This is a genomic window from Bartonella sp. HY038 (assembly GCF_014117425.1).
Lineage (GTDB): Bacteria > Pseudomonadota > Alphaproteobacteria > Rhizobiales > Rhizobiaceae > HY038.
Genome location: NZ_CP059725.1, coordinates 2,393,638 through 2,405,912, shown reverse-complemented (window position 1 = coordinate 2,405,912; position 12,275 = coordinate 2,393,638). Strand labels below are relative to the sequence as shown.

General features: G+C 40.1%; 7 protein-coding genes. 4 read left to right on the top strand and 3 right to left on the bottom strand.

The genetic code is table 11. The features are described 5' to 3' along the window. The first annotated feature begins 36 nt into the window (after positions 1–36). The 3 genes from H3299_RS10445 (at position 37) to H3299_RS10435 (ending at position 5,775) form a co-directional block, all read left to right on the top strand. Complete coding sequence (locus H3299_RS10445; RefSeq protein WP_182417604.1) at positions 37–2,439, top strand: penicillin acylase family protein; 2,403 nt, start codon at positions 37–39, stop codon at positions 2,437–2,439. 29 nt (positions 2,440–2,468) lie between these two features. Next, entirely contained in the window at positions 2,469–4,076 is a 1,608-nt protein-coding gene (locus tag H3299_RS10440; RefSeq protein WP_182417603.1) for an ABC transporter substrate-binding protein, read from the top strand. A 100-nt stretch (positions 4,077–4,176) separates the two neighbouring features. Beyond that, complete coding sequence (locus tag H3299_RS10435; RefSeq protein WP_182417602.1) at positions 4,177–5,775, top strand: ABC transporter substrate-binding protein; 1,599 nt, start codon at positions 4,177–4,179, stop codon at positions 5,773–5,775. Positions 5,776–5,850: 75 nt separating this feature from the next. Here H3299_RS10435 and H3299_RS10430 read toward each other — a convergent pair whose 3' ends face one another. The 3 genes from H3299_RS10430 to H3299_RS10420 all read right to left on the bottom strand — a co-directional run bounded on the left by H3299_RS10430 (position 5,851) and on the right by H3299_RS10420 (position 10,447). Continuing rightward, entirely contained in the window at positions 5,851–7,281 is a 1,431-nt protein-coding gene (locus H3299_RS10430; RefSeq protein ID WP_182417601.1) for an amidase, read from the bottom strand. Positions 7,282–7,509: 228 nt separating this feature from the next. Beyond that, positions 7,510–8,877 carry an aminotransferase class III-fold pyridoxal phosphate-dependent enzyme gene (locus tag H3299_RS10425; RefSeq protein ID WP_182417600.1) on the bottom strand — a complete coding sequence of 456 codons (1,368 nt, stop codon included), beginning with the start codon at positions 8,875–8,877 and terminating at the stop codon, positions 7,510–7,512. Between the two features lie 235 nt (positions 8,878–9,112). Next, positions 9,113–10,447 carry an APC family permease gene (locus H3299_RS10420; RefSeq protein ID WP_182417599.1) on the bottom strand — a complete coding sequence of 445 codons (1,335 nt, stop codon included), beginning with the start codon at positions 10,445–10,447 and terminating at the stop codon, positions 9,113–9,115. A gap of 681 nt (positions 10,448–11,128) precedes the next feature. Between H3299_RS10420 and H3299_RS10415 the strand changes: the two genes are divergently transcribed. Continuing rightward, the gene (locus H3299_RS10415) at positions 11,129–12,154 is read left to right on the top strand and encodes a TerC/Alx family metal homeostasis membrane protein (RefSeq protein WP_182417598.1); all 1,026 of its coding nucleotides are present in this window, start codon (positions 11,129–11,131) and stop codon (positions 12,152–12,154) included. Positions 12,155–12,275 lie beyond the last annotated feature (121 nt).

The following is a 12,275-nucleotide window of genomic DNA, read 5'->3' as shown; positions in this document are numbered from 1 at the left end:
TTACATTCATTTCTTTGTTGATTAGGGGTATCCTCATTGATTACACCGATAGAACTTCAAGATATTCATGCCGATGCTTCAATCACCATAGATGATAGTGGAATTGCCCATATTAATGCTCAAAATCGTGATGATTTATTCTTTCTACAAGGTTGGAATGCCGCCCGTGATCGCTTATGGCAGATCGATTTATGGCGTAAACGCGGGTTAGGCTTGCTTGCTCGTGATTTTGGCGCAGGATATTTAAAACAGGATCGCGCCGCACGCCTTTTCCTTTATCGTGGCAATATGGCAGAAGAATTTGCCTGTTATGGGGATCATGCACATGAGATATGCCAAGCTTTTGTAAAGGGGATCAATAGCTATATTAACGGCATTAAAGCTGGCTCATTTAAATTGCCACCAGAATTTTTGGTCTTTGATACATTTCCAGATTTTTGGCAAGCAGAAGATGTTGTGCGTATTCGCAGCCATTCACTTACCCGCAACGCATCGTCAGAAGCTTTGCGCGCCAAGATTTTATCTCTCGCAACAGATATAGAAATTGGTGAATATGTCGATAGGTTAAGGCAAAATCTTGAGCCGTTTATTTCTATTTCAAATGAAGATAGTGACGTCTATTTAGACGATTTTGCTAATAATCACATTCTGAATGATTTTTTTCTAGCTTTAGCACCAGTAAGCTTTGACAGAAAGCGTATGAATGCCAAATTGGACGAAGCCGATGATTGGGGGCATATAACGCCTGCAGGGAAAATTGGTGATGATAAGGCGATTAAGCTGACGGGTAATCACGCGGATAGTGAAGTGATTGGTACAGGCTCTAGTCTTGAGGGATCAAATAATTGGGCAATTGCCAGTAAAAAATCGGCAACAGGGCGGCCTATTCTTGCCCTTGATCCACACCGAACCCATAATTTACCCTCAGTTCGCTATGTTATTCATCTTACCATGCCACAGCTTGATGTTATTGGTGCAGGAGAGCCTTGTGTCCCTGGTATTAGCATGGGGCATAATGGTTTTGCGTCTTTTGCCTTAACGATATTTTATGCCGATCAAGAAGATATTTATTGTTATGATATGGCTCCATCAAAATCTACGCATTATATGTATCAGGGGCAAGAAGAAGCCTTTATTGATATTGAAGAAATGATCGAGGTTAAAAATTACCCTGCACAAAAACTATTTTTGCAATTTACAAAGCATGGGCCGGTAATCTTCCAAAATAGCGAGCATAAAAAAGTCTATGCCATTAAAACCGTTTGGCTTGATGCCGGTATGGCGCCTTATATGGCAAGCCTTGCTGTTATGAATGCAAAAACACCAGATGACTATCTTAATGGTTTAAAAAACTGGGGTACGCCAAGCGTCAATCATATTTATGCTGATTGTAATGACAATATTATTTGGAAACCAGCAGGGGCATTTCCTATAAGGCATAATTGGGCAGGGCTTTTGCCGATATCAGGCAATGGTATGTTTGAGTGGAGCGGCTATGCTGATCCATCAACAACGCCTATGAGACAAAATCCGCCATCGGGATTTTTAGCCACAGCAAATGCTATGAATATTGATGAAGCATGGCTAAAAAATCATTCAGCAATCGGATTTGAATGGTTGGATGTTAGTCGATCTAAAGTCATTCATCAATTTTTAGAACAAAAAGAAAAAATAGGTTTGGATGATTGCGCTAAGTTGCAAAACTCAACCCTTTCTTACACAGTAACAACCGTTCAAAGCCTCATTCAGTCTATTAAGGTTGAGCAGTTAACCAAGCGAGAAAGCCGTTTGGCATTTGATATTCTTTGCCAGTGGAATGGTGATTTGAGTAAATCATCAAATGCTGCGGCATTATTTGAAATTTGGTTTAATAATCATCTTGGGGCATATCTTACTAAGGCGAAGGGTGCAGATCAAAGTTTGATCAATCTTGCTATGCCTTTTGACACTGCATCCTTGCGATTAGAGCTTGCAAAAATTGCCAAAAATAACATTGATTATTTAGCGCTTGTGCTTGATGAGACGCTAAAAACTGCCTTTGAGGAAGCAACAAACAGGCTTGGAACAGATTATAAGGCGTGGCAATGGGGCAAGCTACATCAATTACGGTTGCAACATCCTTTACAGCACTTTGTTAATGATGACTGGTCGATAGCCGATATCGAGCTTGGCGGCTCCGCAACATCGCCCAATATGGCGGCATATAATCTGCAAAATTATCAGGTTACAACCGGCCCTTCTGTGCGCATGATTATTGATGTCGGGCAATGGGATAATAGCATTTTTATCAATACCCCTGGTCAATCTGGCAATCCTGATAATGAGCATTATCAAGATTTAAAAGATGATTGGCAAAGCGGCCAATATCGACAATTACTATATTCAAGTGAAGCTATAAAAAAGGCAGCAAAGGTTCAGTATTTATTCAAGCCAAAGTAAATTATCAACCAAAAAGCCAAGAGGTGGACATGTTTTACAAAAATAGCAAAAAAATTGGCTCTATCGTTAAAATGGGGCTTATTGCGTTATCAATGTCGGTGCCGATGTCATTCACGTCAACAATTGCTTTTGCCGAAACGGTGATTAAAGCGGTGATGCATTCGGACCTACGGATAACCGATCCTATTTTAACAACCGCTCATATAACGCGCAATCATGGTTATATGATCTATGATGTTTTGATTGCGCAAGATTCTAATTTGCAGCCACGTCAGCAAATGGCAGATTGGACCATTTCAGAAGATGGTAAAACTTACCAATTCACCTTGCGCGATGGTTTACAATTTCACGATGGTTCACCTGTCACTAGTAAAGACGTTATTGCGTCTTTAAAGCGCTGGGGCGCGCGTGATAGCGGGGGGCAATTATTGCTTGATGCAACGGAAGAATTTACCGCCCCTGATGACAAAACAATTTTATGGAAATTAAAAAAGCCATTTAATCCACTATTATCTGTTTTGTCCAAGGAATCGAGCGTGCCAGCCTTTATCATGCCCGAACGCATAGCCAATACGCCAGCAGATCAAGCGATCAGTGAATTTATTGGCTCTGGTCCTTTTAAAATGGTTGTATCCGAGTTTAAACCGGGGCTTGGTGTTACTTATGAAAAATTTGCCGATTACATCCCGCGTGATGAACCACCAGATGGTTTAGCAGGGGGCAAAGTCGTCTATGTGGATAAGGTGCAATGGATCAGCATGCCAGACCGCCAAACATCAATCAATGCGCTTGCTAATGGTGAAGTTGATTATCTTGAGCAGGTGACGGTTGACCTTATTCCATTGATTGAGGGTGATGAAGACATCATTGTCGAAAAGCGTGATAAATATGGTTTTCAAACCATGGGACGTATGAATTTTAAATATCCGCCCTTTGATAACCAAAAAATTCGCCAAGCAGCTTTATATGCACTGTCCCAACAGCCTATACTTGCTAATCTTATGGCATCACCGGAATATTATAAGGTTTGCGGTGCTATTTTGGGGTGTAATACTTTACTTGCCTCTGAAGATGGTGCTTCGACCCTTACTCATAATGGTGATATTGAAAAGGCCAAAGCGCTTTTAAAAGAAGCTGGCTATGATGGAACACCAGTTGTAATTATGCAGCCCACCGATACGGCTAGCCTTTTGGCACAGCCTATTGTTGCCGCCCAGCAATTGCGAGCCGTTGGCTTTAATGTGGATTTGCAACCGATGGATTGGCAAACGCTCGTTGGCCGCCGTGCATCGATGGTTGCACCTAAAGATGGCGGTTGGAATTTATTCTTTACCAATTGGGGTGTACCTGAAATTTCCAGCCCTTTAATCTCGCCTATGCTTAATGGTCGTGGTGACAAGGGGTGGTTTGGATGGCCTGTAGATGATGCTCTTGAACAGCTTAAGCAAGAATTTATCGCTGCTAATAATGATGATGAACGCAAAATTGTTGCGGAAAAGATTCAAAAACATGTTTTGGATTTTGTTATCTATATACCTTTGGGTGAATATCAAATGCCGCAAGGGCGACATAAAAACGTGACCGATATGTTACCCACTTCGATACCAGTTTTTTGGAATATTAAAAAATCCGATTAGCTATCAATAGTAAACAATCGGTTAGAGATATTTTTCATCAAGACTAAAACATCTCTAACCTTTACCATCAGTAATTTAAAACAATAAAATAGAGGTGAACATGTTATATAAGAAAAATCGCTTTAAAATGCGCTCTGTCCTGAAGATTGGCCTTATCGCTTTATCTATGTCCTTAGCGTCAACAACCGCTTTTGCCGAAACTATTTTAAAGGCGGTTATGCATTCGGACTTGCGTGTTACTGATCCAATTCTAACAACTGCGCATATTACGCGTAATCATGGTTATATGATCTATGATGTTTTGATAGCGCAAGATTCCCACTCAAATCCACGTCCGCAAATGGCTGATTGGACTGTGTCAGAAGATGGCAAAACCTATAGTTTTACTTTGCGTGATGGTTTAAAATTCCATGATGGTTCACCCGTTACTGGTAAGGACGTTGTAGCTTCATTAAAGCGTTGGGGCGCGCGTGATAGTGGTGGGCAATTACTATTTGATGCAACTGAAAAATTAGAAGCCGTGGATGACAAAACAATTGTCTGGACATTAAAGAAGCCTTTCCGTCCTTTACTTGATGTTTTATCGAAAGAGTCAGCAGTTCCTGCCTTTATCATGCCAGAAGCTGTGGCAAATACGCCGCCCGATCAAGCGATTAAAGAATTTGTAGGCTCAGGTCCATTTAAAATGGTTGTTGCCGATTTTAAGCCGGGTATTGGTGTAACTTATGAAAAATTCACCGATTACATTCCGCGTGATGAGCCGGCCGACGGCATGGCAGGGGGTAAAGTTGTCTATGTGGATAAGGTACAATGGATCAGCATGCCAGATAGCCAAACCGCTATAAATGCCCTTGCTAATGATGAAATTGACTACCTTGAAGAAATCTCAGTCGATCTTATTCCGCTTATTGAAGGCGATGACCATATTGTTGTTGAAAAGCGCGATAAATTTGGATCGCAATCAATTGCTCGTATGAATTTTAAATATCCGCCTTTTGATAACCAAAAAATTCGCCAAGCAGCCTTATATGCACTGTCACAAGAACCAAGTCTTGCCAATCTTATGGCTTCACCAGACTATTATCAGGTTTGTGGTGCGATCTTTGGTTGTGGTACATTACTAGGTGATGAAAGTGGTACGCAATCATTAACCCATAAGGGTGATGTTGATAAAGCAAAGGCTTTGCTAACCGAGGCAGGTTATGATGGCACGCCAATTGTTATTATGCAGCCAACTGATGTTGCAACTTTAGCGCCGCAACCGATTGTTGCAGCTCAGCAATTACGTGCGGCTGGTTTTAATGTTGATTTGCAACCTATGGATTGGCAAACGCTTGTTGGTCGCAGAGCGTCAATGGCAGCCCCCAAGGATGGTGGTTGGAATATGTTCTTTACCACATGGATCATACCTGAAGTATCCACACCGCTAAATTCGCAAATGTTGAATGGACGTGGAGATAAGGCTTGGTTTGGTTGGCCGGTTGATGAAAAAATAGAGGCGTTAAAGCAAGAATTTATCGCAGCAGATAATGATGATGAGCGCAAGGAAGTTGCAAAAAAAATCCAGCAGCATGTGATTGATTTTGTGCTTTATGTGCCACTGGGTGAATTCCAAATTCCACAGGCACGCCATACAAATATTAAAGATATGCTGCCGACCGCTTCACCAGTTTTCTGGAATATGAAGAAAGAACAATAATTATTTATCAAAAATAGTTGAGCATTTTCAATGTAATAAATTTTTTGAAAATGCTCAATTTTAAAATCTTAAAGGCTATAATGCGCCTAATCTTTGGTCAAGAGGTCTGTCAATGGGGCCTCTAGCGGTCTCGAATGCTTTAGCAAATTGCATTAGCTCACGGTCACCTCGTGGGCAGCCAATAATTTGGACGCCTGCAGGTAGCCCATCCACTGAGAAGCCGGCAGGTAGCGAAATTGCCGGTAAACCTGCCATGCTTGTTGGAATAACCACTTCCATCCAACGGTGATAAGTATCCATATCACGCTCTGCAATTTTAGCGGGCCAATTTATATTTACATCAAATGGAAAAACCTGCGCGGTTGGCAATACCAAATAGTGGTAACGCTCGAATAGGGATAGTAAATAAGTTAGCCATTGATTGCGGGTATTAATGGCATTGGCAACGGTACTACCACTCATTTTGAGCCCGCGTTCAATTTCCCAAATTGCTTCCGGCTTGAGCAGTTTTCGTTTTTCTTCATTTTCATAAAGCGCGGCATTGGCGGTTGCTACTGACCAACTGCGCAAATTTATCCAGCCTGTCCATAGGTTTTCAAGATCAAAACGCATATCAACAGCTTCAACGTTGCAGCCCATTTTTGTCATGACAGTAAGGGAAGATTGTAAAATATCCATCATGCCATTTTCCATAGCAAGATGACCATTCATGTCGCCTAAAAATCCAACCAATGTTTTATTCGCATCATATTGATCCGTCAGACTAAGATCTTCATTAGCAAGAGAATTAGGATCATTGGCTGAAAAGCCTGATTGTATGGCGAGCAAACGTGCCGTATCATTAACGTTGCGTCCCATTGGCCCATAAGCCGATAGCATATTATTATAAGATATTTGCGGGCCACTTGGCACACGGCCAAAACTTGGACGAAAGCCAACAATATTACAAAAGCCTGCTGGATTGCGCAGTGATCCCATCATGTCAGACCCATCTGCAACTGGTAGCATATGGGCAGCTAAGGCTGCGGCGGCACCACCGCTTGAACCACCCGCACTTTTATCAAGATTATAGGGGTTGCGGGTGCGGCCATGCAACGCATTATAGGTGTGTGATCCTAACCCAAATTCAGGCGTATTGGTTTTACCAATAATAATTGCACCGGCTGATCTAATTCTGGCGACATGAGTGTCATCTATGGTTGCAACATTATCTTGATAAGCAAGCGAGCCGCGTGTTGTTTTTAAACCCGCCACTTGCGATAGATCTTTTATTGCTTGCGGGAAGCCATGCATCCAACCATAAGATATACCAGCTTTTAGAGCCGCATCGGCACTATCAGCTTCTTTTAAGACTATCTCTCTATCACGCCGCAATATGATAGCGTTTATTAAGGGATTGAGTGCATCTATGCGGTTAAGATAGGCTTCCATAACCTCGCGGCATGAAATTTCGCGCCGATGAATAAGTGCAGATAGGCTTTCTGCTGATAATTGGGTAATTTGCATGGGTTCTCCTCCGACGTAAGCAAGGCTATCATAAAAATTATGTTATTGCTTTTGATGATTTATTTTATAAAAATTTAGCCTGCGATCGTTTTGGTTGTTGTTGTTAATCGCGAAAATACTGGATAATTTTGCTAAGATTTTCTTTTTTTAAAAAGCCATTATCTAAAAAGTAAGGCCGCACTGAATTTGATAATTCTATGCGACCTCAACGATTATAATGAGCAGCCTTTACTTGGCTACACTCTTAATGCCGGCATCAAATGTATCGACCATAATATCAACATGCTCTTTTTCTAGGATAAAGGGTGGTGATATAATGAAGGTATCAGCAAGATTTCTAATCAAAACACCATGATCGCGGCAATAATCGGCAATTCTTGCGCCAAAATAATCAGATGGTTGGAAAGGTGTTTTATGCTCGCGATCCGCGACCATTTCAACGCCAATCATCAAGCCACACCCTCGGACATCGCCAATATTTTCATGTCTGGTTTGTAGGTCTTTTAATCGGTCGATAAAATATTGTCCAACATCGCCAGCTTTTTGAGTAAGATTTTCATCTTCGATAATTTTTAAGTTGGCAAGTGCTGAAGCGCAAGCCAAAGGATGGCCAGAATAGGTGTTACCATGGACAAAACCATGAATTGAAGGATTGGGTGTGTCGGTTGTTTCAAATGTATGGGCAATTTCACGGCTCATCATTGTAACACCAAGTGGAACATAACCGCTATTAATGCCTTTTGCAAAAGACATAATATCTGGACGCACGCCCCAATGACGGCAGCCTAGCATCGAACCCAAACGCCCAAAACCAGTGACAACTTCGTCCGATATTAATAAAATACCGTATTTATCACATAATTGGCGCAAACCTGGCCAATAGTTTTTTGGGGGAACAATAATACCACCTGCACCTTGTACCGGTTCGGCAATGATTGCCGCCACATTGGCTGGCCCCTTATAAAGGATCTCACGCTCCATTAAATCAAGGCAAAGTGTGCCTAATTCTTCGTGGTTTTTGATGCCAAAGGGATTGCGATAAAGATGGGGTGTTTCAACTTGACTAAACCAAGATAAGAGTGGTTCAAAATTTTCGCGATAATATCGGCTGCCAATAGCCGAAAGTGCGCCAAGTGTAACACCATGATAGGCATTTTTAAGCGATATAATATGGGTGCGCTTTGGCTCGCCCTTTAAGCGCCAATATTGGCGCACCAATTTAAATGCGGCTTCATTTGCTTCCGAGCCACCAGATGAGAAAAAACAGGCACCCATATCTTCTTGTGCTGTCATCTCAACAAGGCGATTAGATAGATCCAATGATGGTTGATTGCTTGAACCGGCAAAAAGCGAATAATAGCTTAACTTATCCAATTGTTGGCGAATTGCTTCTTTTATTTCCTCGCGTCCATGGCCGACATTAACATTCCAAAGGCCAGCTTGCCCATCAATGTAGCTTTTTCCGTGATTATCGGTGACATAGACACCTTTGCCACCGGTAATAACAATGGGTGGAAATTTTTTTAAATTTTCAGGATCAGTAAATGGATATAATAATGGGTCAACAGTATTCTTCATATCATTATGCGAGTTCATAAAACTCTCCTCCATAGTTAAAAACAAAGACATAACCATTTATATCGAGCATGTTAGAGCATATCTATTTATTGCTTTAGCAGTAACGTGCTTTTAAATTTATATTTTAGCGCATTTCCTGCAAAAGTTTTTTCAGCTTCTGATGTAAATGCTGCAATGCTAGCATAGGAAAACCAAGATGCTATCAAAGACAATGTGGCAGATTTATTTATTGTGTCAATTGGTCCCAGCATATTCACTCATCTTCCATGTTAAATTCTTTAGGTTTTATTTTGAAAAAGCGGGTTAGGTACAGTAAATAGATAAATCCTATCGCAAACCAAATCATACCAATTATAAAAGTGATAGAAGAAAGCGATGTCCAAAGCCAAAGTGTAAATAAAAAGCCGATGAATGGTAAAACACCATAAATAATGAGTTTGCTGCCCTTATTCTGCTTTTGATCGATAAATAAGACTTTTATAACCGATAGATTAACAAACGAAAATGCCGCTAATGCGCCAAAGCTAATCATGTTAACGGCAAATGTTACACTCATTACCAATGCCAATAATGACACTAAGCTTACCACAAGCGTTGCGCCGATTGGGGTTCCAAATTTTCTGCTAATAACACCAAATATCCGATTGGGCAGCATGTTGTCTCGCCCCATAGAATAAAGGATGCGAACAACGCTTACCTGTGATGCCATCGCCGATGCGAAGGCACCTGCAATATAGGCTGCAGTAAAAAAAGTAACCAAAAAATGGCCACCCAATCTTGCCATAACATCGGTTGCAGCAGTATCTTCATTTTTGAAATCTTGCCAATTTGGAAAAACCAAATGCCCTGCCCATGCAGTGATAATAAACAGTAGTCCAGCAATAAGTGTGCAAAAAATGATCGCTATTGGTACGCTACGCCGCGGATTATGTGCTTCTTCCGATAGGGTTGAAATAGCGTCAAAACCCAAAAAGGATAGGCAAAGAATCGCGGCGCCAGCAACAATTGAATTTAATTTTAAATCATCACCTATAAAGGGGCTAATGATAGAAGGGGCATCGCCCTTTACCACCATTGCAAAGGTAAGTGCAAAAAACACAATGAGAAAAATAGCTTGAGTGCCAACAATGATAAAGTTCATTTTTGCTACAAGTTTAATGCCTAAAATATTAAAAATTGTTGCTAAAGCAATAGATGCAAGAATCCATATATGAGCAGAAATTGCTGGGAAATATTCATGGAGAAATATTCCGATAAGTAAAAAATTGATGAGTGGTAGAAATATATAGTCTAGCAGCAATGTCCAACCAACCATAAACCCCACCGATGAACCAAATGCTTTACTTGAATAACTATAGGCTGATCCTGCTGTTGGTTGTTTATTTACCATGCTACCATAGCTTAACGCCGTAAAAAACATGGCAAATAGTGTTACAATATAAGCAACAGGCAGGTGACCTTTTGTTATAGTTGTAACAACCCCATAGGTGGTAAAAATTGTTAGCGGCACCATATAAGCAAGGCCGAATAAAACCAAGGACGGCACACCTAGCACTCGGTGAAGAGATGATTTACTAATATCATTCATTTGGATACCCCATTATCCATAGATGTATTTATAAATCAAAAGCTGTTTGAAGTTGCATGATTGCAACCATCAAAAGGGTATTTAAATTTTTTTTAGTATCATTACCAACCCGTTAGATGGCTATGCTTGAATTGATAATGTAGCGAGCATATTGACACTAGGTGTTTATAGCAAAATAGCCTATGCACTTCATTACCAATGCAATGATTATATCCTATATTTTTGCATTTTTAGCACATGCATAAATTATAGGATGTCATAAAACAACAATGCGATATATCTTCAAAAACTCAAGGTGATTATAAAACACCCATGTTCCCTTATTTTTATTTATAATTCCATTCATTCCATATTTTTATCAAGCCGTCTATAGAATAAAGGTGGTTTATTCTTTTTGTCACATTTATCATTTAAGAATAAGATCATCTTCACATTGATATATTTTTGATAGGTGCATCAATGTTTTTTGAATTATTGTCGTTGTATTTGTATCTTTTAACTTAGGTTAAGAGCTTTTTTGTTGATCAATCACTTGTTTTTATGAAGTAAATCAATTTATTTTAATTTATTCCATTTATAAAAAACTGGACATAATAAAGACTATAGCATAACGTAATGATAATTTCGACTAAGATTAACTTAGTTAAGTTTTTTCTTATTTATATCCCTTAAGGATTAATTATGCCCTCAACACATATTGGTTTTCCAACTGAGACAGTTATTGTTTTTCTTATTCTGTCTATAGGTGCTATTTTTATAGACTTATTTATGCACCGTAAGGATGAGGCGGTTTCGTTAAAAAGTGCTGCGCTTTGGTCGGTGTTTTGGGTGATTGTCGCAATGGCATTTGCGGCTTTCCTATATGTTCATCACGGTGCTGAAGTTGCCAGCCTATTTGTTACTGGTTATGCCCTTGAAAAAGTATTATCGGTCGATAATTTGTTTGTCATGATGGCTATTTTTTCTTGGTTCTCTATCCCTGATCGCTATAGGCACAGAGTTTTATATTGGGGTATTATCGGGGCCATTGTTTTTAGGGCAATATTTGTCGCAATTGGTACCGGTTTATTGAGTTTGGGGCCTTATGTTGAGTTAATATTTGCTTTGGTCGTTGCGTGGACCGCTGTTATGATGCTTAAAAGTAATGGCGATGAAGATGAAATCGAAGATTATTCTCAGCATCTTGCCTATCGTTTGGTTAAACGCTTTTTCCCTATTTGGCCTAAGCTTTCAGGGCATGCTTTTCTTTTGACACAAAAAGAAGTCGATGCGGAGTTACAAAAGCCTGAAAATAAAGATATCACAATTGGTCGTGGTGCCAAAGCAATGCTATATGCTACCCCGCTTATGCTATGTGTTGCCGTTGTCGAATTATCTGATGTCATGTTTGCCTTTGATTCTGTGCCGGCTATTATTGCCGTTAGCCGCGAGCCACTTATTGTCTATAGTGCGATGATGTTTGCTATTTTAGGACTTCGTACGCTTTATTTTGTTCTTGAAGCTCTCAAAAAATATCTGTCGCAATTGGAAAAGGCAGTTATTGTTTTGTTATTTTTCATTGCCATCAAGCTTGGGTTAAACGCTAGTGACCATATTTGGCATCACGGCTATAGTCTTTCGGCAAGTATGAGCCTTTATGTTGTGTTGGGCGTTCTTGCTTTGGGCATTATTGCTAGCATCATTTTTCCTGATAAGTCAGAAGAATAAAGCAATAAAACTAAGTTTTAAAATCCTAACGCGATTAATATAAAATGTTTGATTGAGGTGCCCATTGCATAAATGGGCACTTTTTTATTGCTCGAAATTGTTGCATCTTAGAAAAATGATG